17 protein-coding genes are annotated in these 25,766 nt (G+C 42.4%); 12 read left to right on the top strand and 5 right to left on the bottom strand.

Annotated elements, in window-relative coordinates; genetic code table 11:
* Positions 1–142: 142 nt before the first annotated feature.
* The 6 genes from R8P61_06710 to R8P61_06685 all read left to right on the top strand — a co-directional run bounded on the left by R8P61_06710 (position 143) and on the right by R8P61_06685 (position 10,052).
* Positions 143–5,788 carry a hypothetical protein gene (locus R8P61_06710; GenBank protein MDW3646732.1) on the top strand — a complete coding sequence of 1,882 codons (5,646 nt, stop codon included), beginning with the start codon at positions 143–145 and terminating at the stop codon, positions 5,786–5,788.
* Between the two features lie 5 nt (positions 5,789–5,793).
* Positions 5,794–6,333 (top strand): hypothetical protein, encoded by a 540-nt coding sequence (locus R8P61_06705; GenBank protein MDW3646731.1) that lies wholly within the window; start codon positions 5,794–5,796, stop codon positions 6,331–6,333.
* A gap of 11 nt (positions 6,334–6,344) precedes the next feature.
* The gene (locus R8P61_06700) at positions 6,345–7,112 is read left to right on the top strand and encodes a hypothetical protein (protein MDW3646730.1); all 768 of its coding nucleotides are present in this window, start codon (positions 6,345–6,347) and stop codon (positions 7,110–7,112) included.
* An 11-nt stretch (positions 7,113–7,123) separates the two neighbouring features.
* Positions 7,124–8,476: a DUF4407 domain-containing protein gene (locus R8P61_06695; GenBank protein MDW3646729.1), complete on the top strand. Its 1,353-nt coding sequence runs from the start codon at positions 7,124–7,126 to the stop codon at positions 8,474–8,476.
* A gap of 85 nt (positions 8,477–8,561) precedes the next feature.
* Positions 8,562–9,248, top strand: coding sequence for a DUF1080 domain-containing protein (locus R8P61_06690; protein MDW3646728.1), 687 nt, complete (start codon positions 8,562–8,564; stop codon positions 9,246–9,248).
* Between the two features lie 150 nt (positions 9,249–9,398).
* On the top strand, positions 9,399–10,052 hold the full coding sequence (locus R8P61_06685; GenBank protein ID MDW3646727.1) for a hypothetical protein: 654 nt from the start codon (positions 9,399–9,401) through the stop codon (positions 10,050–10,052).
* A gap of 83 nt (positions 10,053–10,135) precedes the next feature.
* Here R8P61_06685 and R8P61_06680 read toward each other — a convergent pair whose 3' ends face one another.
* The 3 genes from R8P61_06680 to R8P61_06670 all read right to left on the bottom strand — a co-directional run bounded on the left by R8P61_06680 (position 10,136) and on the right by R8P61_06670 (position 16,531).
* Positions 10,136–11,518, bottom strand: coding sequence for a sulfatase (locus R8P61_06680; protein ID MDW3646726.1), 1,383 nt, complete (start codon positions 11,516–11,518; stop codon positions 10,136–10,138).
* Positions 11,519–11,758: 240 nt separating this feature from the next.
* Positions 11,759–13,252, bottom strand: coding sequence for a DUF1501 domain-containing protein (locus tag R8P61_06675; protein MDW3646725.1), 1,494 nt, complete (start codon positions 13,250–13,252; stop codon positions 11,759–11,761).
* An 18-nt stretch (positions 13,253–13,270) separates the two neighbouring features.
* Complete coding sequence (locus tag R8P61_06670; protein ID MDW3646724.1) at positions 13,271–16,531, bottom strand: DUF1553 domain-containing protein; 3,261 nt, start codon at positions 16,529–16,531, stop codon at positions 13,271–13,273.
* 159 nt (positions 16,532–16,690) lie between these two features.
* Here R8P61_06670 and R8P61_06665 point away from each other — a divergent pair, with 159 nt between their 5' ends.
* From R8P61_06665 to R8P61_06655, 3 genes are all read left to right on the top strand, one after another.
* Positions 16,691–17,638 (top strand): L,D-transpeptidase, encoded by a 948-nt coding sequence (locus R8P61_06665; GenBank protein MDW3646723.1) that lies wholly within the window; start codon positions 16,691–16,693, stop codon positions 17,636–17,638.
* A 158-nt stretch (positions 17,639–17,796) separates the two neighbouring features.
* The gene (locus tag R8P61_06660; GenBank protein ID MDW3646722.1) at positions 17,797–18,381 is read left to right on the top strand and encodes a Uma2 family endonuclease; all 585 of its coding nucleotides are present in this window, start codon (positions 17,797–17,799) and stop codon (positions 18,379–18,381) included.
* Between the two features lie 18 nt (positions 18,382–18,399).
* Positions 18,400–19,599, top strand: a complete 1,200-nt coding sequence (locus tag R8P61_06655) for an FAD-dependent oxidoreductase (GenBank protein ID MDW3646721.1) — start codon at positions 18,400–18,402, stop codon at positions 19,597–19,599.
* Positions 19,600–19,602: 3 nt separating this feature from the next.
* On the opposite strand, the gene R8P61_06650 is transcribed toward R8P61_06655, so the two are convergent.
* Entirely contained in the window at positions 19,603–20,610 is a 1,008-nt protein-coding gene (locus tag R8P61_06650) for a polysaccharide deacetylase family protein (protein MDW3646720.1), read from the bottom strand.
* A 541-nt stretch (positions 20,611–21,151) separates the two neighbouring features.
* On the opposite strand from R8P61_06650, the gene R8P61_06645 reads away from it, so the two are divergent.
* Positions 21,152–21,895, top strand: coding sequence for a hypothetical protein (locus R8P61_06645; protein MDW3646719.1), 744 nt, complete (start codon positions 21,152–21,154; stop codon positions 21,893–21,895).
* Positions 21,896–21,993: 98 nt separating this feature from the next.
* Entirely contained in the window at positions 21,994–23,331 is a 1,338-nt protein-coding gene (locus tag R8P61_06640) for a cytochrome c peroxidase (GenBank protein ID MDW3646718.1), read from the top strand.
* 176 nt (positions 23,332–23,507) lie between these two features.
* Here R8P61_06640 and R8P61_06635 read toward each other — a convergent pair whose 3' ends face one another.
* Positions 23,508–24,743, bottom strand: coding sequence for a sugar MFS transporter (locus tag R8P61_06635; GenBank protein MDW3646717.1), 1,236 nt, complete (start codon positions 24,741–24,743; stop codon positions 23,508–23,510).
* A 69-nt stretch (positions 24,744–24,812) separates the two neighbouring features.
* Here R8P61_06635 and R8P61_06630 point away from each other — a divergent pair, with 69 nt between their 5' ends.
* A complete protein-coding gene (locus R8P61_06630; GenBank protein ID MDW3646716.1) occupies positions 24,813–25,757 on the top strand; it encodes an ROK family protein in 945 nt (314 codons plus the stop codon).
* Positions 25,758–25,766: the final 9 nt, after the last annotated feature.

Genomic DNA, 25,766 nt, shown 5'->3' with positions numbered 1-25,766 from the left:
CCGACTCTTCAATCCAGAGCGAAGCGAAGGATCTGCAACTTTTCTAAAAAATTGCAACAAAACCCAATCATAGAGTCAAAGATCAATTTTCAATCAAAAGGAATTTACACTTGGCACTTGAATTTGAACTAAAAAACCCCTCATGACCCTTAGCACACTATTATTTGCCATACTTATCATATCGGCTTTTCTCCTCAAAGCAGAAAAATCGAAACGAATCTATATGTGCGCCCTTGGCCTCATAGGAATTCTTTCTTGCTGGACCATCAGCCGTTATGTTAATCCTGACTTTGAAATCTATAGCAATGCAGATTACCACAATTTGCAAGCATTGGGAATACAGTTTGAAGATTCTCTCTATCTGGCCAATGAGTATTTCCCCGAAATGGCCATGCTCAATAGTAAAAAAGGCCAACTTATCCTAAGGAGACATCCTGATAGTGCAAAGAAGCTTGAGCTAAGAACCTACAATTTCCATGAGCCCATTTTCACAGAAAGTAGCCATCAGGCAGGGGCCTTTGATTTAGGCAATACGGGAATTGGATTGGATATTTCCAAAGGATTTGAATTAGGAATTTGGAATGATTCTCTGAATATCGAAGTACCCTGGCTCAAACTGGAAATCAAAGAAAAGCAAAGCTCTCAGGCTGAATGGGGAAATAAAATGAAGGGCCTCCTGGGGAAAAGCAAGCCAGGTCTGCGGGATAGTTGTACGTACAGGATCACCTATTTCAGGGAATCTGATAGCCTGGTTTATAACAGTCGTTTCTCTCGTAGACTCAATATAGGACTTGAGCTTCGAAGCATTCTCAGAAACACCTATCGGGTCGATCTATCTGATACTTTGCTTAGCCTCATAGAGGATAGCTATTTGCTGAGAAACAGTTTTTATCGCGACCGCAAAGAGGTCAATCTTTCTCCCTTAAGACTCTTCCCTGGAGAGAATATGAGCCAAACTCCCGGTCTTTATTTCAAAGACTTCGAAGGGAACAAATTACTGAGTGAAGATTTTCAGCAAAGTCATTTCATACGCTTAGGAGAAAGCCAACATTTTTTCCTGGGGCTAGGTGGTACAAGAGCTACAGATGCCTATAAAGTTTCGCGTGAAGGGGCTCGCATCAGTCTTTTTCATGAATTTCCTCTAAGACGAAAATTGAGATCGGATGGCCCTCGGGATAGTGAGCAGCACCTATTCATTTCTTCCTCAACCCTGGAAATCCTGCAGAACGATTATGATGCGGGCTATCATTTTCCAAAGTTCGAAGCTGATGAGCATTTCCTCCACTTCAATGGAGTATTCAAGTATTTTCTGGGGGAAGCGGATGACTCCCTGTCCTTTTCAGTGCTTGATCAATTCAGAAACACCATCGAACCTCTGCCGGATACTTATTTGGCAGGAGACACCATATACCTTAGCACAACAGGCTTTCGGGAGTTTTCTTATAACAAAGCTGGCGAAAAAAGAACTGCCATTGATTTGAAAGAGGAAAAAGGATATCGCTATCTCCGGACTTCTATGGGAGAAACCGATTCCATTGCCCTCAAAGTTTTGCGTACCTCTTCTTCGCTAAGTCCGGAGATTAGCGTAAAAACTCCACAATGGATGTTCAGATTCAATGATCTGAGGGCCAGCAATCCCATTCAAACTTCGCACATCTTCGGCATGGTCTTTTGGATCGCCTTGCTCAGCTTTATCCTCATCCTGATCAAAAAAGAACAGGAGATTAGTAAGGCGGAAATTCTCATCTACGGACTCCTTATGGGCTTCATGACCGTTCGCATGCTTTTGCTCTGGCGAAGTGCCACTTTTCTTCCCTTGGAAGACATAGACCTGAAAATATTTAGCAAGCTCCGTTCACCCGTATATTTTCGAGATACCTATATGGCCATAGGATTTTTCTTTGTAGCCATTATCACTCAATACCTCATTTTTCAGACCTGGGTAGAAAGGATTCCCCTGGCACAGAAAATAAAAAATTTCTCTTTCTTTCAGCATGCTCCCTTAGAAGAAGAAGCACCGCTGCGAATTTGGTGGGAAAAATATAAAGTCTGGCTAATTGCTTTTGCAGCAAACTGGACCTTCATTTTTTGTACGGAGCTTTTTTTCCCGGAAAGATTGGAACGATTTACCAATATTGCTTTTCCGGTTTTGGGATTCTTCCTATTGAGCATTCCTTTGTTCAAATACTGGACAGAAAATAAAGGACAAAACCAGGCATCTCTGCTAGAGAACAATCTTTTCTGGTTAGGCCTCCTCAATGGAAGTAGCACCTGGATTTGGCTGCTCATGAAAGATGCAGGCTTTTCCATCGTATTCCTTTTATTTGGAGCCTTAAGTCTGGGATTTGGTTTAGGGATAAGTGCGGTAAAAGGAAATCGAGTTTCCTGGAAAAGGGGAATAGCTACCCTCCTGGTATTTTTTAGCATTGGGCTGTCCATATTTTACTCAACTTATCTCATAGACATCCTGATCGACAAGGCGGCCATCAGTTTTTGGATAGGTATCTTCACGGCTTTACTTTTTCTCTCTTATCTGGGATATAAAGCCTATGGATTTAGGGTAAAGTATCCACAAAGCAGTAAAATCGCTGGAATCAGCCTGATAGCCCTAAGCACTTGCTTACTTGCCTTGGGAAGCCTGGTAGCTAGTGGGATTATGGAGAATCCGGGAAAAAAGGTTTCTGAGGAATATACCTATATCAAATACCGGGCATCTATTCACAACAAGAGTCTGGAGGAAATATCCAGTGAGATTTCTTTCGAGAGTTATCAAAGTCGAAAATTGCTGGAAGCCTCACAAAACCAGTGGTTTATCGATCAACTCCTTCAAAAGGATTCAGATAAATACTTCACCCTCCGACCTCACTTCAATAAAGGTGCCTCTTATATCTCGCAAACAACGGATCTGGTGATCCTCCGCTATATCATTGCTGAGCATTCCCAATTGACTGTTTTGGGATTGGTGCTCTTATTTGGGTTTCTTTTTGCCGGAATCATTTACCGATACAATATCTTCTCAGGTAGTAATCTCGCTCTGGCAGGTATCCCTTTACTATTGGGCATTCAAGGTTTCTTTATCTGGATGACCGTAAGTAATCGCTTTGCTTTCTTCGGGCAGGATTTTCCCCTCATCAGTATGCAAAGTCGGATGACCCTGTTTTTCACCCTCAGTCTCTTGCTTACCCTTATTTTCTTTTTGAAAGAGGAAAGTGCAGGAAGATTTGCCTCCAAAAGACCGAATGAGAATTTCTTACGGGTTAAAAACTGGCTGCTGCTTCTAATATTTATTTGCATCGCCCCTGTTTTGGCCAAGGGAGGAAAGCGCAATAAAGGAGATGAAAATATACATCGTTTTACGCTGGGGAAAACCCTTGAGAATACCCAGTCGAAAATGAATAAGCTCAATGTAGATTTCCAGACATTCCAAAGAAGAGCCAATATTCAAGCACCTGATTCTCTGATAAAGGCATTTGAAATATGGGCCAGTGAAAAGGGAATTCCTTCTTATGCAGAAGTAAAGAACAGACAAGGAGATGATGAATTTACCCTCTCTGTCTGGGATCATTTTGTGCAGCAATCCGCCAAAGACAAACTGGACGATCCTCAGCAAATCCTTCATTTGCGCAGACCGGAATCTCAATACTATGAGTTCGCCGTCAACAATAACTATTACCTCCTAAGGGCTCCGGAAGAATTGGAAAAAAGATGGAAGGGATCATTGCTCTCTGGAAATACCGGTAACACGCATGAGATCATCTACAGAAATCAAACAGATAGGCCTTCTGTTCAGGTCGATAACCGAAACTTGAGGAACAACATATTCCAAAAAGCTGGCCTGAGAGATTCTGATAGCGACCTTTCTTATCTTAATGAAGACATCAACAATATCAGCATTGCCTCTTTTCCGGCTAGCTGGACCTTTGATGGCAAACCTTTGGTTCTCATTAGCATCGAATCGGGAGACCTCAATTCGAACAAAGGAAACTTTTCTATTGTCAACGATCAGTTCCGGATCAGCAGCAAAAATAACCCTTCTCGTTCCTTTGCTTATAGATTGGAATCAAAGGATTATATCAATCTATATGATCATCAGGAAAATCCTGTTCAGCTCAAAATGGTGAGTTCGGAGAACAGATATCTGGCAAAAAACCTTTGGTTAAATGGGAAACAGGAGCTTCTCTTTCCCTTGGGTAGTAAATCAATATGGTCGTACAATTATGCGAATCTTTTATCCCAGACTTTATCCCGGGATGAAAAGCTCAGAGATAGTAGCGTCCACGTTTCCATTGACTATTCTCTTAGTGAAGAGCTTTATGAAATCGTTGAAGCTTATATGCAGAAACATGGAGACACGGATATGAGTATGGTTACCATGGATCATCGGGGCAGGATTCGCTCTATGATAGACTACAAAAAAGATCCTGATAGTCGCTTTAATCCAAATAATACACGTGAATACTCTGAACTCTTTCAGAAGTTTTATCTGGAAAGTGATAGAGGAAGTGAGCGAACCATATTTGGAAACCGATGCCTGCAGAGACTGGACAATGGTCCTGGATCCAGCATCAAGCCCATCATGTATACGGCCGTTACTTCGGGGGTAAATATCAATCCCTGGGAATCCATGGAATTTGTCTGGCCCAATCGCAAAGACGAGTTAGAAGCGAACCTAAAATCCCCTTATGTCAAGCGCTATGCTGGCCATCGCATGCAAGGCCGATGGAGACTGGGGCCTCAGGATTTGGATAAAAGCTATAACAACATCAGTTACCTAAGCAAGTCCAGCAATCTTTATCATTCGCTCATTATGTTCCTGGGATCTTATCGCAAGGATGATCTCATGGCATTAAGGGGCAAATCCCAAATCAAGCCTGGCAAACTGGGCCATATCCTTTTACCAATCAGTCCCGAATTGGAGCATAATTTCCCCCGCATAAAATTTGGGAAAAATGGCCGCGAATATGTTTTCAATCCAGACAAACAATACTGGCCACAAGCATCTTCCGGTGGCATAATGAGTGATTTGAATTCTGTCCTTTCTAATGGCCTTTCCGAGAATTTCGATTTTCAGGTCCAGAAGCCTATAGATCAGTCGAGGATGAAGGATGCAAATTTTTCTCCTCAAATGATCCAACAGGAAGAGCTATTAAACTCCCGTTCCTCCTATCAAATCTGGTCCTATCCCGAGATGTCTCACTTTTACCAGATTGACAGAAGCGGAGACCTCTTTGACATCAATGGAATCAGGCAAAGTACGGTAGGAGGCTTCCCGATAGAAGTTACGCCTTTGAAGATGGCAGAAATGGGCGCACGTATGGCCAGTTTAAACCGAAATATAAACGCAACGCTTGATACTGCAGGTACCCTTAGTTTCCAGGCAATCAATTACGATCAGGAAAGCTGGGAGAATTTTGACAAATACCTCCGCTTCCATGCTGACAATACCATGCAGGGTCTGGAGGAAGTATTACTCTCTGGTACGGCACGGGCTTACAAGCAGCTGACCAAAAGGAAGAAAGGCCAGGAACGCTTATACTATTATGCAAAAACGGGAACTATCAAAGGAGAAAAAACAAAATTTGATGATCGACATCTCATGCTCATCATTAGCAAAGAAGACCTCAATGATCCCTATCGCGAGATAGAAGATGCTGATAGCCAGCCTCTCTTTGTGATCTATATTTCCTATTTCAATAGTCGGGGAAATAATGCGGCCCTGAATCAAAAGCTGATTCGTGCAGTAGAAAAATCAGGGGTATTCAGGTACCAAATGCAACACATTAAATAGAAAACATGCAGCAAAGACTAAAAATACACAAGGAACTCAAAAAGGATCTCATTTTTTTCATTCTGATCCTTATTGCTCTAGCTCTCTTTGGTTTTATGTTAAATCCAGTTCCAACTCATAATTCCAATCATAGTTTCAGCCAACAAGCTATTAAAAAGGACTCTGTCCTGAATGAGCGGCAATATGGTGAGATCAAGTATGATTACTATCTCAGACTTCTTCAAAAAAGTCAGATAAAGAATCCTTCTATCAAAATTGATACGAGTTCACATTGGGGCTATTTGCGGGTGTATCTGGATGAGGACGAAAACAGCTCCAGATCTGCTTTCAACCTCCCTTGCTTCAATAAGATGACAGCAGATCCCTATCCGGACTTAGGAAAATTCAAGGACTTCCTGAGCGAAAACCTGGATATGCAACTTGCCTATGATGATGATGTTTATGGATTCGAACTCAAGATTCGGAGAAAAGGAAATAGTAGAAGTATCAGTATTCCCTACCAGATGTTGGTAGGATTGGTCAATCAGGATAAAGATCTCAAATAGAAGAAAAGCTTATGAATTTTCAACAGGCACTAGACAAAGCGGAACACTTCCTACAGATCAAATCATTTGATCGAGCCCTTAGTCAATTAAAGGGAAGTATTCCCAATAGTTTATGGGAACGGAATAAGCTGAGAGCAAGCTATTTCAAAGGAGGAGAATTGGCTTATGCGAGTAAAGAGCTTGCACATGCTATTTCCTTTTTTGAGGCGGCCAAAGATCTCAGCCATACGCCGGAAGAAATCATGGAAGCCGACAAGCGAATTTATTTTAGTCTTTTCCTTCATTTTCAACTGGAAGGGAAGAAACTGCTGGGCAAAGGGAATAAAGAAATGGGCCTGAAGTTTCTCAAAAATGCAAGTAGTGCCTACGAACGTTATCCCAAAAATCCCAAAATAAAGGATAAGGCGAGAGCCTTTATGCAGGCACAAATGCTACAGATCAGAAAAATCCTTGCTGAAGAAGGAGAGATCTCCTATCCAGATTTTTCGCAAGAAACAACTGAGTCATCGCATAGAGTTCCCAATCCAGCTCCTGCACATACACATGCACCGGAAACCTATGCTTATGAAGGCGAAATAGAGGAAAGGGTCGCATTTAAACTCGCTGTATCTACGGGCCTGGAACTATACCGGGAAAATCGATTTGACCTGGCCTTACAAGAGTTTAACAAAGCCCTCAAAATTCGAGAAACAGATCAGGTAGTATCCATTATCGCCAAATGCAAATTGGGATTGAGTCTGATAGAAGAATTGGATAAATGTTACGGTAAAACTGCTTAACCTATAGCCCCATGAAATTTCTTTGGTTTTTAGCCACCTCAGATTCAAAAGTCCTCCAGGAAGTTGAGGATAAAACAGAAAGAATCTGGCACTCCATCATCGGAACTTTCGTTTTGATTACGGGAATTTTTGCTTTCATCACGGGGAGCTTCACTGCCAAGCTGATCATGAACGGCCCTGAAGCAGGACCGAATAGCTGGATGCTTCCCCTGGGTGCAGGCATTGTGTGGGCCTTTCTTATCATTACGATAGATCGGCTCTTGATTGCCTCTATTGCCAGCGAGCGAAAAAACAGGATCAAAAAACAGCAGGAAGATCGTTCAGCAACGGCCGCTAAAACAGGATTTCTGAGTCGAAAGATGAAGTCCTTTTCTTTTATCCTCCTCAGGCTGGGAATAGCGCTCCTCATTTCGCTTATCATCACCAAACCTTTCGAGCTTTGGCTCTTTCAGGACCAGATAGCTAAAGAAGGAATGACCACAGCCGTAGAAGAATTGAAAAAATCTCAGGAAGGTTTGATTGAAACCTCACAGCTTTCTTATCTGGATGAACAATTGGGAAAAGACTCGGTAAAAAAAGAAGCAGTATTACTGGAACTGGATAAGGCAGCAAAAATAGATCGATACAAACAAGCCAGGAAAAAGCAGCTTTGGCGGATTTCTGCTAATAATAAGGCGATCTCACGAATCAAAAGCCTTTCTGACACACGCTACATCCGCGTAGATTCTTCTTATTCCCCTCCTAGAAAATCGCTCAACAAACAAGGACGATCCAGAATTCAGGCCTATGAAAATGGAAATCGAGAAGCCCGCAATGATACGACCCGTATGCGTAGAGAATTGTTGGCCGAAGGAATTACAGAAGAGGAACTGATCTTCCTTTCTCTGGATGAGATGCATGATGAACTGGATAAAGTTGAAAACAACATAGAGCGAAGCGAGAGGAAAAAGGATCGGGAAATCCAGCAAATCAATCGACAATCTCAGGAAAATAAAGCCACTATCGAACGATCTATCAATGATCTTTTCGGTAAGCTTGATAGTCTGGATGACTATATCTATAATGAAGAACACCCCCAAAGAAAATATACCTCCTGGTTTATCCTATTCATTTTCCTCAGTATAGAATCCTTGCCTATCGTTTCGAAGATGCTTTCTTCCAGTGGAGAATATGAGCAAAGAGTCATGGCTCGCTATTCGGAGACTCTACAAGAGATTGAAGACCAAAGTCAGATCCGGGAGTTCCAAAAAGGAGAAATGAAAAGTCGGATTAGCCAATTGGAAGATAAAATCAAGTCAATTGCATCAGAAGAATTTAAGGTGGAGAAATTTATGGAAGAATTTGACCGTCAACCCGTCATGTAGAAATATTTTTCTCTTATTTGTAGATGATTAGCCGAAATAAGCCCTGGGCTTGAATCGGTCTATTTACACTCAAAAATTGATCTATATGAAACGACTACTAATTTTTTCATTTCTGCTATTCCCTCTACTATTTCTCTCTGCACAGGAGGAGGATGGCTTTATCTCTATCTTTAATGGAGAATCCACTCACAACTGGACCGCGAGTACAGAGAACAATGGCTCATTTATGGTAAAGGACGGAAGCCTTATATGCAAAGGAGGCCGTGCCCATATTTTCTATACTCCCGATGGAGAAGAAACCTCTTTCAAAAACTTTGAACTCAAGCTCAAAGTCATGACAACTGCCAATTCAAATTCAGGGGTATATTTCCATACCAAATACCAGAAAAAAGGATGGCCGGATCTGGGCTTTGAAGCACAGGTAAATTCTACCCATTCTGATCCTCGCAAAACCGGAAGCTTGTATGGAGTTGTAAATATGTTTGCACCCAAAGACGTTGAGCCTTATGTAGTGAAAGTGGGAAAAAACCGGGAAGTGTTTGTCTACCAGGATGCGGCCCCTTCTACTGATAAAGAATGGTTTGATTACCACATCCTTGTTAAGGATAACCGCATCATAATCAAGGTTAATGGTGAGACGACCGTTGACTGGACTCAGCCTGAGGACTGGAGCAAGAAACGAAGAATAGGTGAAGGGACGGTTGGTTTACAAGCTCATGATCCCAAGAGTGAGACCCACTACAAAGATATCAGATTGAAAATTCTGGATTAAGTACATACCATTGACGAAAATCCATCCCAAATTGAGAATTGTCTTCTTGATTTGGGATGATTTTTTACGAAAAGCATGCGAATAATAAGCTAAAAGAAAGATTTCAGGCAGGGAATGATCTTTGTGGAAAAACCCACAAAAACCAATATTATGTTCCAAAAAATTCTAATTGCGATAAGTATTCCCCTCCTGTTTTTTATGTCCTGCGAGGATGTACAGATCGATCCCAATGGTATGGGTATTTCTGTTCGTCTCGACTCTACAAGCAACTCCGCCTTAAACATCCAGATCGATGAAGCGTATATGCGTATCAGTGAGATCGAATTTGAAGGCGAATTGGCCAATGATCAGGAAATAGAAGTCGAATCGTCCATTGAAACAGTTTTGGATCTTTTGACAGGTACAGCCAATCCAGCCCTTCCCAATGTCCAGATTCCTGCAGGTCTCTATGAAGAATTTGAGATTGATGTTGAAGGAGCAGATGACGGAGGAACCGTATTTTTTCTAAAAGGAAGTCTTAGTGATTCGGCTCAAAACACCTTCAATGTAGAATTGGATGTGCAGGAACAATTCAACCTCGAACTGGAATTTGAAAACTTCCAGGTAGATAGCACCATGAGTTTTGGCGCTACTTTCACCATCAATCCCGCAGCCTGGTTTCTAAGCCTGACTATTCAGGAATTGGCAACTGCTACGGTTGATGCGAATGGACTCATCCTCATTGATCCCAATAATAATACTGCTATATACAACCGGATTATAGATAATTTGGATGAGGGCATCGAATGGGAATGGGATAATTAAGCCCGCTTAAAAGAAGCAGCTAAATGATCATTTGGAAGCCTATTGGAATAAGCTCGCTATCGATGGATAGCGAGCTTTTCTGATTAAAATAATCCTTTGTTCTTATGATCTCTTCTCGGATAGTACATGCGCTTTAAAGGAATTGACATCCCTTCGCTTTCCTCCAGCCAGCTATCAATATCCGAACGTAATTCTTTGATCATATTCTGATGTTCAGGCTCACGAATCAGGTTATTCATTTCGTAGGGATCATTTATCATATCATAAAGTTCATTGCTATCCCAAACTCCATGATATCGGATGTATTTATATTTATCAGTTCTTACTGCATGCACAGTAGGCGTCTGCGGATAGGTATATTCCCAATAGTACTCATAGTAAATGCGCTTTCGCCAGTCATCCGGAACTTCCCCTTTCAACAAAGGAAGAAATGATTTCCCCTGAAAATGCTCTGGAGCTTTTAAACCCGCCATCTCTAGCACTGTAGGAGCTACGTCAATATTCTGCACCATAGCCTCCACTACCCTTTTCTCCTTCATTATACCCGGAGCCCAAACGAGGAAAGGTACTTTCATCGATTCCTCATAGGCATGTCGCTTATCTATCAATCCATGTTCCCCAAATGAGAAACCATTATCTCCCATGTAAATGACCATGGTATTGTCGGCGAGTCCTTCATTCTCCAGATACTCCAGCACCCGACCGATACTTTCATCGATTCCCTTTAGGGTTTCACAATAGGCTTTAAAAAATGTTTCAAAATTATGCCCTCCGTGATACATATAGTCCACACCATGCCAACTATACCGTTGCTGCTTTACCCATTCTGGAAGCCCATGTTTCTTATAGGTATCATCCTTAGTCATATTATAAGAGGGAGGAAAAATCAGTTCCTCTTCCTCGTAGTCACTGAGGTCTTTTCTGGCAGGTTTAAATCCGGCATGTACCGCTTTATGGGAGAGGTAGGCGAAAAAAGGTTTATCCTTGTCCCTTTTTTCCAGCCAATCCAAATTCAGATCTGTCAGGAGTTCGCTGATATAGGTAGAATCCTTATAGATGACTTTTTCTCCATTGATATTCAACGTCGGATTATAGTATACTCCCTGCCCTTTGAAGCTTACCCAATGATCAAAGCCAGGACGAGGATCATCTTTATTTGAACCCATATGCCATTTGCCAAAAAATCCGGTTTGATATCCGGCCTTTTGTAGGTATTGGGGAAAGAAGGTAAGATCTCCCGGATCCGGCGCCTGATTATCGATAATACCATGAGTGTGGGAAAAAAGGCCCGTCAAAATAGAGGCACGACTCGGAGAACAAAGAGAGGTAGTGACAAAAGCATTTTTCACATGAGCTCCCTCCCTAGCCATGCGATCCATATTAGGGGTTTCCAGCCAGGGAACTTTGCCCGTAAAGCCCATGAAATCAAATCGATGATCATCACTCAAAATGAAGATCACATTCATGGGGTTTTCTTTTGCTCCACTTCTTTCGAGTACCAAAGGATCATCCTGATGGGGATTGGCCGCGAAACAGCCAGAGAGAAGAAGGAAGATTAAGTAGTAGTAATTTTTCACAGAATTGATTTTAAAGATGAAGCTGACCTCCAAAAATATGCTGTCATCCCGTCCTTAAACAAGAGCCGGGATCTCTTGCTTACATAATGAGAGCTAGAGATCCCAGGATGACATATTCTATATATTTCTTTAAGCTAACAAGCCCTTAACCACTTTCCCATGAACATCCGTAAGGCGATATCTCCGTCCCTGATGCTTAAAGGTCAGGCGCTCATGATCTACGCCTAGCAAGTGTAACAAGGTGGCTTGAAAATCATGAACATGCACCGGATTCTCTGCAATGTTGTAGCTAAAATCATCGGTCCTTCCGTAGGTGGTTCCAGGCTTAATGCCTGCACCTGCCATCCAGATACTAAAGCAGCGAGGATGGTGATCGCGTCCATAATTATCCTTCGTCAGGATTCCCTGTGAGAAACTCGACCTTCCAAATTCTCCACCCCAAATGACCAGGGTATCATCCAGAAGTCCTCTTTGTTTAAGGTCCTTAACTAAAGCTGCTGAAGCCTGATCTGCAGATCGGGTGAGTTTGGGTATTTCATTCGGAAGGTTTCCATGCATATCCCAACCCATATGGTAGAGCTGAATGAAAGGCACATCTCTTTCAGCCAGTCTTCTTGCCAGTAAGCAGTTGGCGGCAAATGTTCCAGGCTTGCGCGCCTCCTCTCCATAGAGATCAAAGATGTAATCCGGCTCATCTGAAAGATCCGTTACTTCAGGTACACTGGTTTGCATGCGAAAAGCCATTTCATATTGGCTGATCTTGGAATCAATCTCGCTATCTCCCCAAACCGCTTTTTGTTCTTTCTCCAACTCACTCAAATAATCCAGTTCTCGCCTCCGACTCTTTCGGTCTATCCCATTTGGGTTAGATAGATAGAGTACAGGATCATAGCCTGATCGGAATTGTACTCCTTGATGGTGGGAGGGCAAAAAGCCGCTTCCCCAAGCTTGCAGATTGATATTTTGAGTATTGGGAAGTGCCTTGGACAACAATACGATGAAGGCCGGCATATTTTTGTTGGTACTCCCCAGGCCATAACTCATCCAGGAGCCAATACTGGGACGCCCTACCTGCTGTGAACCGGTTTGAAAAAATACAACAGCTGGTTCATGATTTATAGCGTCCGTTTGCATAGAATTGATCACACAGATGTCTTCCGCTACAGAGGAAATATGAGGGAGAAGGCTACTAAAATAGCCTCCGGTCTTGGGGTGCTGGATAAACTCAAACTTTGACCCTACAAGCGGAAAGCTAGATTGAGCCGCGAGCATTCCAGTCAACCTTTGCTCTCCTCTTACACTATCTGGAATCTCTTCCCCCCAACGCTTGAGCAATTCTGGTTTGTAATCATAAAGTTCAATCTGGCTGGGGCCTCCACTTTGAAACAGATAGATTACTCGTTTGGCTTTTGGGGCATGGTGTAAGGCATTTAGAATGCCTCCTCGACTCCCGGGGATCATCAGATCGTCTGTCATCATAGGCCCTTGTGACTGGGCTGAAAGACTATCTGGAACCAATAATGATCCAAGGGCCATTGCTCCTATTCCTTTGGTGGTCTTTCTCAGAAACTCCCTGCGGGTTTTGAGGTAAGAAGCTTTTTCTATATCGTTTTTATGATACATCTGATCTTTGTAAAGGGATTAATTCTTATAAAAGGCCTCTGTTGTATTCAATATGGTGTTGGTTACACGTGTCAATGCTGCCAATTCATCCGCTGGCAATTCCTCAGACAATCTCATTTTACCTATTTCAAGGTATTCATTGGCGCGATTTTCATCATCCGCAAAATATGCCAGTTCCTCCTGGTACTGTTTCTGAAGGATTGCATGTTCTTTTTCATTGGGTTCACGACTCGTAAGCAGCCTGAATGTCTGCCTTGTAAGTGCTTTGACATCCGATGGGTATGCCTTCCACATATTGCTGGCTATTGCCCGACACCCTTCTATCATTTGTTCATCATTAAGCAGCATCAATGCCTGTAGAGGAGTACTACTTCTTTGACGCCTCACCTGGCATTCCACGCGGCTGGCAGCATCAAAAATGAGCATGCCCGGGGGTGGCATCAGGCGTTTCCAGAAAGTATAAATGCTTCTGCGATAAATCCCATGTTCATAATCCACTGTATAAGCCGGAAAAAAGGGATGGGTCATTACCTCTTTCCAAAGTCCTCCCGGTTGATAGGGGAAAGTCGAGGGGCCTCCGATTGATGGATCTAGTAGATTACTCGCAGCCAGGATATTATCCCGAACCATTTCTGCTGACCTTCTGTATCTGTGCCCTCTTGCCAGCAACTCATTCTCTGGATCTATGTCAATTAGCTCGGGTCGAATTTTTGAAGATTGACGATAAGTAGCGGAAAGAAGCATCTTCTTCAAAAGAGCTTTTACATCCCAGCCATTTTCTATAAAATCTACGGCCAAATAATCCAGCAAAGCAGGATGCGTCGGAAGAGCTCCCTGGTTTCCAAAATCTTCAACCGTTTCTACGATACCTTTTCCGAACATCAGGTACCAAAATTGATTTACTGCGACGCGGGCCGTCAGGGGATGGTCTGGATGTACCAACCATTGTCCCAATCCGTATCGATTTTTGGGTAAATCCTCCGGCCAGGGAAGCAAACTCTCAGGGACATTTTTTTCTACTACCTCACCATGTGCATCATAAACCCCTCGATCCAACACATAGGTTACTCTTTCATTTTCCCGATCTCCCATCACCATGATTTCCTGTACGGTATCTATGGTTTGGATTTCTTTCATTCTTAGCTGACGAAGATCTTCTCTTTCCAACTCAAGTTCCTCATCTATATGCAGATTATAAAATTCATGAAGCTCAGCTTCTTTCTCAGAAAGTCCTTCACGGAAAACTTGCCCAGCTTTCTCTTTATCATATAAGGCCAAAGCCATCAAGGCACCGGATTGTTTATTGAGAATCCGCAGATCATCCAGGACTCCTCCCGTAAAGTCTTGATCATAATGCCGATTCCCAACAATCATCCCTCTATACGGTCTATATATAGTTGCCTCGGCTTCGCTTTTTAAGTAGGGTTTGGTAGAACGGTACAGATAGTCTCTCATGACTTCAGACTCCCTTAGTTCACCGTTCCGATAGACCTTCATCCCTCTTGCTTTTCCCGAGCCATCATGACTCCATACGAAATGTACCCATTCGTCCAAGGGTAGTTTTTCGGGAATCCGAATATCAACCGACTGATAAGGATGTGCATGATTCAAACGAAAATGAATACGGGTGCTATCCAACATAATGTCCCAACCTCTATACCCTTGAATTCTGTCATTTCCATTATAGAGAATGTGGGCCTCCTCAAACTCCTTGGGGGTTTTGATCCAGAAACTAATGGTAAAAGGGTCTGAGCGCTCAAAAGCAATGTGTTCCCCTTCAGCAAGGAAAAAGCCCTGAGCTCCTGCCATCAGGCCTTTACCACTTTTCCCTTCCGTTATTTTTAATTCCCCATTGTAAGTAGCATTTCCTGTTCTTGGGGTTTTACCCGGCACCTTTCCGTTTCCCGCCCGATCAAAATCAAACCAGCTTAAGGTTGTTTTGCTCAAGGCATTTGTAAGGGCTTGCTCATTCTTTTGTCTTTTTCGCCATGCTTCAAATCTATCTTGATTATTTAGGTATCCTGTTAAAAGTGTTTCTCTTTTCCCCTCCACCTCCTTGACCAAATATTTATGGATATCTGCTACTTTTTCATCTGCTAAAGGAAGAACAGGTCCAGCATTCATCGAGTAATAATTCGATACTTCCTGACCATACTCCAGACCATTTAAAGCAAAAATCCCATCACCTCTTTCATTGACTGAGTTAAAAAAGCCAAATAACTCATAATAGTTCTTCTGGCTGATTGGATCATATTTATGATCATGGCAACGTGCGCATCCTAAAGTAAGTCCCAAAAAAGCAGCACCGACTGTATTGGTTCGGTCTGCTACATAATCGACCCGAAATTCTTCGGGGATGATACCGCCTTCGGAATTTTGTTTGTGGTTTCGGTTGAAAGCGGTTGCAAGCACCTGCTCTTTATTTGCATTCGGAATTTGGTCTCCTCCGACCTGCCAGAGGATAAATTTGTCATAGGATAGGTTTTTATTATAGGCCTCAATCACCCAATCTCTATAGGGCCAAAAGGTATGATGAAAATCATCCAGATAGCCTTCCGAATCTGCAAAGCGAGACACATCCAGCCAATGAGCAGTCATCCTTTCCCCGAAAGCAGGCAAACTCAAAAGACTATCCAACATACGTTCATAATAATCCTCACGACTATCCCCCATCCATTTATCCAAATCGTCCAAACGAGGAGGCAAACCTGTCAAATCAAAGAAAGCCCGGCGAATCAATTGTTCTCTATCAGCTTCTGGGGCTGGTTCGATATTCAGGGCCTCAAGTTTGTTCGCAACAAAATGGTCAATTTCATTGATTGCCCAGCCATTTGCTGTTTCGGGAATTTCTGTTTTTACAGGCTTTGCAAATGCCCAGTGATCTTTGTACTCCGCCCCCTGATCGATCCATTTCAGAATAATGGCCTTTTCTTTCTCAGTCAAGCTCAGATTTGACTCAGGAGGAGGCATCATAAATTCCGGATCAGTAGAAAGGATGCGATGACTTAGCTGACTTTCATCCACATCTCCGGCCACAATCGCAAAACCAGCTCCGCTTTTCAAAGAAGCAAAAGCACTTTCATATTCATCCAGCCGTAAATCCGCTTCTCGCTTCTGAGCATCCGGCCCATGACAGGCATAACAGCGATCAGAAAGTATCGGCTTTACATGAAAGTTGAAATCTATTTTATCTGGGAGTTGGGAGTAGTCCGAATAGGAAGAATTACAAGCTCCCAAAAGGATACCAATCCCTTGTAGTAGTAAGTAGTGAGTTTTCATTTCCCTAAAGGCTTAGGTTCAGGATACTCAAATATAAGCTTTTTCTTTTCTGGAGAGAAAGAAGCAAAGACTGGCATTTTCATACTTCTTATGAAATAAGCTTTTCGGAAGAATGATATTTCTCATCTTTCCATTCAGCATATGATTTCTAATTAGGGTATGAAATCTATACGAGCATTTCCTCCGCTTCAAAGCTTATTCTTTTGCTTGCTGTTACTTCAAAGTTGCCAGCACAAACCAGAGCTTCAAATGCTGGAAGAAGAAGTTAATGAAGAGCTACATATAGAAGAGCAAAACACAGAAAAGATTCATGAGGTGATGAATGAGATAAGTATAGAGTCTTACTTCTCCTGGATAACATCTCTTTGCGCTTTTTATAGCCAAGATAGTACGCAGGCTTTGGGCTATGAATTGAAACCAAAAGTGTTGATACATCACAATCCCTGGATCATCGATGCATTTAGAAATTCCGATTATTATCTCCAGGAAGAAGCTGGCAATTTTCAATACGATCAACGGAAACAGATAATCATCGAAAAAGGGAGCAGCTTACGGATTCCAACTAAAAAAGAAGCGGAAGAAATAGAAGCTTTTCTGGCAAGTATCAGAATTGATATAAACTTACCAGAATTCAAGCTCCGAATATTATCAGCTAATGTAGAGTTATTCGACTTTTTGGTCCGAGTAGGACAGAATAGAACAAAATTCCTCAAATCAGAAGGAAGGGATTTTGACCTTCGTACTAAAATTGGCAAAGGCGAGATAGCTGATATTATCCTGACTCCAGAATACACCAATTTTAATACAGGAGAAGTTTATGAATTCACGCGAAGAGATGATGGAAAAACAACAAGGATGCCTTTGATCCCCACTCTCGAACCGGAGATAAATGGGATTTGCCATGGACAACTCATTCATCCTACCACCAATCCCAATACTTTGGGGAAAGCTTACTCTCATGGATGTATTGGCACCCGCGAAGGAGATGCATGGATCATCTACTTTTACAGTCGTATCGGAACTCCCATAGAAATCCGATACCAGCTTGAAATTGAAAATGAAGCAGGAGAACTCACCCGATTAGAAGACATTTATGGATTAAAGTAGAAAATCAGGAGAATTAGAACTCAGATGTTGACATAGAGAATAAAATCCGTGTCTAAGCAAATAGGAAGGATCAAATAATTAGAAATCCTATTGAAAACACAATTTTTTACCCCCTTGATTCCTTAGCCTATCTATCCATTTTAGCGTATATTAGAGTTATGGACATAATCACCCTCGATATTCCTTCCTCACGCTCATGGTCAAATGATGAGCTCTTTGAATTCTGCGCTGCCAATAAAGGGCTTAAGATAGAGCGGGATGAAAAGGGATATATCATTCTTATGTCGCCATCTGGAGGATTTAGTAGTAAGTGCAATTCTATCGTTCATGGGGAATTGTATATATGGAATAAAAAAAATAAGCTGGGAGAGCTCTTTGATTCTTCTGGCGGTTTTCTTCTTGAGGATGGAAGCATGCGAGCCCCTGATGTTGCTTTTTTAAGCAAAGAAAAATGGGAAAACCTTAAGGACAGTGATAAAACCAAGTTTCTTCCTCTTTGTCCTGAATTTGTTGTAGAAGTCCGATCTAAGACCGATAGATTAGCGATTCTACAAAATAAAATGCAGGCATGGATTCAAAATGGATCTAAGTTGGCGTGGTTGATCGATCCATTAGAATTGATGGTTCATATTTATCGTTCAGGAAAAGAAGTTGAAACCTTAGCAGGTTTTAACCATAAACTTTCTGAAGAGGAAGTTTTACCTGAATTTGAATTTGACCTAAGATTGCTCAATCAAGCATAAGCTTTTCTCTTCACTTTCATGCAGAATTACGATTTCTTGATCATCGGAGCAGGTATTTTTGGCCTTACAAGCGCTATTGAGTTAAAGAAAAGACAGTATTCAGTGGCCATCCTCAATCCAGATGTAATTCCTCATCCATTAGCAGCCTCTACAGATATCAGCAAGATTGTTCGCATGGAATACGGTTCGGACAGGGAGTATTTTGACATGGCTGAAATCTGTATGCAAAGGTGGAAAGAGTGGAATGATTTCTTCGGTAAGCAACTGTACCATGAAGTTGGAATGCTGATGCTTTGTAGAGATAGACTCAAAAGTGGAAATCAGGAATATGAAAGAAAGAGTTACAATCATCTGTTAGAGAAGAATTATCCAGTAGAAGAGATCAGCTATGAGGAAATGCCTCAGCGCTTTCCCGTAATCAAGCGTGACAGCTACAAAGAAGTTCATTTCAATCCGACAGCTGGCTATGTAGAAGCATCAGAAGTTCTAAAAACACTTGCTGAATATGCACAGGAACTTGGGGTAGACATCCATCTGGGACAGACAGCCGAAACTTTTACTATCAAGAAAAACACATTCATTTCCTTAAAGACTCGGGAAGGAGACAACTTTTCGGCTGGACATTGCATAGTTGCTGCAGGTAGCCATACTCCATTATTAGTTCCGGAATTACAGCCTTATATGAAAGCGAGTGGCCATCCCGTTTTTCATTTAAAGCCGATTGATCCAGAGCCTTTTCAAGCTGACAAGCTTGGTGTTTTCATGGCAGACATATCAAATACAGGCTGGTATGGATTCCCCTTGCATCCCAAACAAGGAGTCATTAAAATTGGCAGGCACCAGGAAGGACTCCATCTTCATCCTGAAAAAGATGACAGAAGGATTACTGATCAGGAGGTTGAAGCCTGCCGAAACTTTCTAAGAACTTCGATCCCTCAGCTTGTAGATGCTCCTTTGGTCTATACCCGCCGATGCCTTTATACAGATACACTTGATGGACATTTCTGGATAGATCGACATCCTGAGATCAAGGGCTTTTCGGTCAGTTCTGGAGGAAGTGGCCATGCAATGAAAATGGCTCCTCTTTTGGGGGAAATGACCGCAGATATAGCTGAAGGAAAAATACACCGATTCTCTCAACGCCACCTTTGGCGTGAATTGAAATCAGATACTATCCAAACAGAAGAATCTCGCTTTGTGAAAGACAGAAAATTATAAGACTTACTTATTCATTTTCTCAAAACGCTCCATTATTTCCTGCCAATTGGTAAAGACCACTCCTTTCTCCGAAAGGAAATTTTTCACCTTTTCATCCTTAAACATTTCAGCCTCCCAGTTTCTCTGCTGCCAACTATTGGTAATCGTTTTAAGGTTCTCTGTATGTTCTGAAGGATGAAAAATGATTTCTGTAAGACCGGGAGGTATGGACTCGATCAACTTAAAGAAGTTCTCGCACTTCTCTTCATAGGTATTTCCATTGGGAGCAGAACTGAAGAAGTCCAATTTAGGAAGTGTGTAATCCTTCATCGTCTGGATCATATTTTCATCCATAGGATAGCCTTGAGAACGAAATGTCTCAATGACCAAGGGATTTTCTACGTCTAGCACCATGGCCGGGATATTGTATTCCATCGCCACCTTTGTATAAGCGGCGGTATATGCAGGTGAACCGTAAAGCGTTCCCATATGCGTATCGATATGATCCGGGCGATGCCCCAAGGCAATGGATTTCTCGATTTGGGCACGTATCTCTTTTTCTACTTCCTCCGCACTTGCGTTTTGAACCACCTGAACTACTTCATGATATAGGTTTCCCTCATCATCTATCAAGCCAGGCACCTCAGCAGGATCTGTTACCGATGGCCAACGATAGGTTTTCCATTCACTGGTTAGGGTTAAATGAAGGCCTATGTCCATTTCAGGGTGATCTTTTGCCCAGAGAATGAATTCCTCTGCATTGGGACAAGGCATCATAACAGCCGCAGATTGGATCTCTCCTTTTTCCAGGTAGTTTTTAGCTGAAATATTTGCCTCCGGGCACATACCTATATCATCCGCATGCAAAATCAATACAAGCTTATCGGAAGGATAGCCCAATTTTTCGGCCCAGGTGGTACGAGCATTCATTTCTTCTGATTTTGATTCTTGTTGATTGGAACTTTTGGGATTGTTGCAGGAAGCCAAGCTTAGCAGCATTATGAGGATTCCAAGTTTAGTAGCAGTATTCATCGTTTCTTTTTTGTTTAATACAAATTAAGAAAGGAATTGAGATTCTTCCAGCAATACTTAACTGATCCCAAATCCATCATGTCCTTTTTGAAGCTTTTCCACCTTTTTTAATAAAGGTGGAGCCAAAAATCGCAGAGCCCAAAGCCAGCCTCGCATTGCCGCCCCTTTTCCCAATGGGCTCTGCAGGGCCAAGCCGCTGAGCTAGTAATTATTGCAGAAAACGAAGGAATCACCCCTTTGAGCGACGGGGCCACGCTGCTGCATCGGGTGCGGGGGCCGGACTGTGGGCGGCTTTGCAGCAGCTTGATTTTTTGTTTCTTTTTCATCTAAGGAAAAAGAAAAGAGAGATAATTGAATCTCTTTATTAAGAAATTACTGTGTATAGATCAAAAGAATGGAGCAATAAATTTTCCTCAACTAAACTCAAGTCCCCAAAAACTAATAAAGACCTACCAACTACTCAAAAGCCTGAAATAAATCCAGAGCTATGATGCTACTTGCTTGCAGACACAGAAACATTATTTATCAAAACAACAAACAGATGAACATTAACAGCAATCACACAAGCATCTTGAAAGCAGCAAGCATCGCTATCGCATTAAGCTTGTTTTCACTCACCCAGGTATTGGCCCAGGACATCCAATTGGTATTTGTTGATCACCTGACTGCCGGACTTATTGAACAAGACATTTTTGTAGAGAAAGAAGCTGGAAGCAATGAAGTTTATCGCATCCTGCCTACCGAAAAACAAAAGTACATGGATGCTCCACTTTACAAGAGCACCAAGAAAATCAAACACGATCCATTTGATCCCTCAACCGCAGGCCCCTTTGAAAAAGGAGAAGAAATGGGAATGACGCTGAGAGAATGGCTCGAAGCTAAAGGAACAGCATCTTATCAATGCGAAGGAGGATGGGGAACCTTTAACGCTTCTTTCCAGAACCTCGTTCCTAATGCGAAATACACCCTTTGGCATGCCTTCATGGCAAAGACCGCTACCAAGCCTTTCGCAGGTACTATAGACCTCCCTTTAGGTGATCCAAATGGCGAAACTTCCGTCTTCATGACCGACGAAAATGGAAACGCCATTATTGAAAAGAAATTCGAGCGCTGCCTCCAATTGGGTGAAGTACAATTGATGAGCCTGGTGGCCATTGCTTATCATAGCGATAACAAGACCTACAATGCTGATCCAGGTCCCTTTGGTTTAGGAACACATGTTCAGATTTTCGCAGTCCTTCCCGATGCAGCTAAGCCGATAAAAGAAGTCAGCGGAGACAACTAAGAAAAACATAAGCATTGATCTAATTGGGATTTAATAGGTGAAAGTGGGAGGTCAATTCAGGCCTTCCCTTTTACCGCCTTACAACAAACAACAAACAAATGAAACGCCTGATCTTATTATTGACTATCTGTATGCTTTTTGGCTTTGTACATTTGAGCCTGGACCAGCAACTGCGTCAATCCCTGATAAAAAATAAGCTTCAAGCGAATACCGAAAAAGTAGCGCTTGATCCTGCCAAAGTCGAACTGGGCCGCATGCTTTTTTATGACAAGATTCTCAGTGGCAATAAGGATATCTCTTGTGCCTCTTGTCATCATCCAAAATTAAATAGTGGGGATGCGATTGCCCTATCTATTGGTGTCGGAGGGGAAGGATTGGGGAAAGCCAGAATTATGGGAGAAGACAGAGAACGCATTCCCAGAAATTCTCCTGAGATTTTCAACAGAGGTTCCAGCGAATGGCATACTATGTTTTGGGATAGCAGGGTTCAGGACAGAGGCAAAAAGGGATGGTATACACCGGCAGATGAAAAGTTTCCCCAGGAAGGCTTTGACAATATTCTGGCCGTTCAGGCTATGTTCCCGGTAACTTCCAGAGATGAAATGCGAGGAGAAATTGGAGATACGGATATTCATGGAGAAGTAAATGAACTCGCACTTATCAGCCCTGCCATGCCTCAATCTATATGGTTTACGCTTATGCAAAGATTGATTTCCATCCCGGAGTATGTCGAACTCTTTGCCCAGGCTTTTCCTGATATTCCTACAGAAGAGTTGAGCTTTGTTCAGGCAGCGAATGCAATTGCAGCCTATGAGATATCAGCCTTTACATTTCTGGATAGTCCCTGGGATAATTATCTAGCTGGTGAGGAAAGTGCCCTGACAGAATCACAGAAAAGAGGCGCTATGTTTTTCTATAAAGAAGGATCATGTGTAAGCTGTCATAGTGGAAATTTGATGACCGATCAAAAGGCTCACAATCTGGGGATCCCACAATTTGGTCCGGGTAAGGATATAGACGTTCCCCTGGATTATGGGCAGATTGTAGAGAGTGGAAAAGAAGAAGATCTCTTCGCTTTTAGAACTCCACCATTGAGAAATGTAGAACTAACAGGCCCCTGGATGCATAATGGAGCTTATGATGATCTGGAAGCAGTCATCCGACATCATCTGGAACCCGCTAAAGCATTGGATACCTATCCTGTTCAAAGTCTACCGGCAGAATTACAAATCAGCTTTCAGGATGATGAAGGAGTAATGAAAAGGATCAAGGGAAGCATCGACCCTTTATTAATTGATGCAAGAATGAAAGCAAACGAAAAAGAAATTAGAGACCTCCTGGCTTTTATGCAGGCTTTAACTGAAGAAAGTGCAAGAAAACAGATCACCAAAGCACCTCAAAAAGTTCCAAGTGGTTTAGCGGTAGATGATTTGTAGGGATACAGGTTTTTTAAAAGGTGCAGCGATAATGCTGTGCCTTTTTTGCATCAGTCCCTTTCTCATCCTAAGTCAAAATCTCAGCCGAAATAATCCCCTTGAATGGAAAAAGTTTTAGGATCAAGGAGAATGATTCGATTTCCTTGAAATGACAGCAAATGGATGAAGGTTTAAAATCAATTATGAATCGTCTTATTTTTGACTAAAGGTTCGGCCCAGATACCGATACTAAAAATAAATCCAAGGGGAAAATACAGAAAGCCCATTCCTCCTCTTAAGCCAATAAGATCTCCAAGGGTTCCTACGACCAAAGGCATAATGGCTCCGCCTATGATGCCCGTGCAGAGGATACCTGAAAAAGAGCCATGATGCTCTTTAACAGAGTTTAGGGCGAGAGAGAAAATAACTGACCACATTACAGATGCGAAAAAGCCTACCATTGGAAAGCCCCAGTATGCCCATTCACGTGGACCAAATAATCCGATACTTAGGGCAAGGGCTGCCGCAGATGTAAAATACATCAGAACCTTTTGTGCATCCATAATTTTCAGCAAGGCCAATCCCAAAAAACAACCCAGGGTCAATAATCCCCAAAACCAGGAAACGGCACTGGCGCCACTGCTTTGAGGATCATAGCCATGTGTTTCAAAGAGGTATTGAGACATCCAGTTAGCAACGCCTTGTTCTAGCCCTACATAACAGAAAATTCCAAAGAAAAATAAGAGGACGGTCTTATTCTTAAAGAGCTCTTTGTGTATTTGCCAGGAACCTGCGCGTTCCTCTTCTTTCAGTTCTACCTCTGGTAATTTGGAAAAGTAAATAACCGCTACCATAAGCAGAGAAACGATCGCAAAGACCCAGTATAAAGAAACCCAGGAAAGTCCCTCAGGCACCAATCCTTCCATCATAGAAATCAGGCTATTGGGGTTCCCCCGCTTAAACATATTGGAGACCAAATAGGTGTAGATCATGGGACTTACAAATGAGGCTAAACCAAAGGCCAATTGTCCCAGGACCGAATTAAAAGCGAAATGCTCCTCTCCACCAGCTTCTCTTAACAAAGGATTGATAGCAACCTGAAGCATAGCCATGCCAGAGCCTATCAGAAAAAGGGAAACCATTGCGACCGGGAAAGTTGGAAGAATCCCAAAAAGAAAAGCCCCTATAGCTGCTAATCCAAAAGCAGCAAGCATTACCTTTTTCTCCCGATACTTTTCAATCAGCATTCCTGAGGGAATAGACATTACTCCATAAGCCACAAAAAAGGCAAATGGAAGAAAGCCAGCCAATCCCAAACTGAGATCAAAGCTGTCAATGATATCCGGAATCAAGGGTCCCAGAATATTGGTCAGGAAAGAGATGACAAAAAAGATGAGGAGGATGAGTCCAAGGATGAAATGGCGGTTTTTCATTTCCAGGCGATTAGTAGTAGTTTGGACTAAAGATAAGTTGTATAAAGCATACAAAAAACTCCGAATAATATGAGTCAGGAAGGAAAGTCTTTTGCGATTGGATTAGACCTGGGAGGAAGCTCTCTGAAATATGCACTGATGCGTTCAGATGGCGAATTGATTTGGGAAGGAAAAAGAGCCAGTAAAGCAAAAAGCAGTAAGCAGGAAATCATCCAGAATTTGATTGAAGCGGCGCAGGAGGCACAAGAAAAAGCTGCTCAATCAGGCATAGAGATTCAAGCCCTTGGAGTAGGAACTCCCGGATTGGTCAATACCAAACTGGGGATAGTACTGGGAGGTGCTGATAATCTGGCCGAATGGGTTCAGGTTCCTCTCGCGAGTGAACTATCTTCCGCCCTGAACCTTCCGGTTTATGTTGATAATGATGCAAATTTGATGGGCTTTGGGGAATATGCATTTGGTGAAAGTGCCGATGCAGGAAGGCTCCTCTTTTTTACAATTGGTACAGGTATAGGAGGAGCCATATTTATCGATGGCGATTTATACAGAGGTTTCAATCACGCAGGGAATGAACTGGGAGCTGTTATGATGAACTATGAGGGAAAAGAGGGATATTGGGAAGATTTTGCCTCAACTTCAGCTATGGTAAGGCAGTATTTAGAGAAAGAAGATGTCCCACATGCTGCGCATGAGGTAAATGGAAAATTCATCCTAGATCAGTACAAAAAAGGAGAAGCCCTGGCAACAAGCATTTTCGTTGAGCATTGCCGACTCATCGGATATGGAATATCAGGCTTCATCAATATATTCAATCCCGAAAAGATCATTATCGGAGGAGGTATATCTGAGTCCGGCCCCGAATATATTGAGCTGGTACAAAGTGCCGCTTTCCACTATGCCATGGATGACTGTAGTCGAGGAGTAAAGATCGAGGCAGCAAAACTAGGCAATAAGGCAGGCAGCATGGGTGCAGCTTATTTCGCGCTAAAAAGGGCAAAATCAAATAATTCCTAAATTAGACAT

The organism is Bacteroidia bacterium (genome assembly GCA_033391075.1).
GTDB lineage: Bacteria > Bacteroidota > Bacteroidia > J057 > J057 > JAWPMV01.
This window is presented reverse-complemented; position numbering and strand designations above follow the sequence as displayed.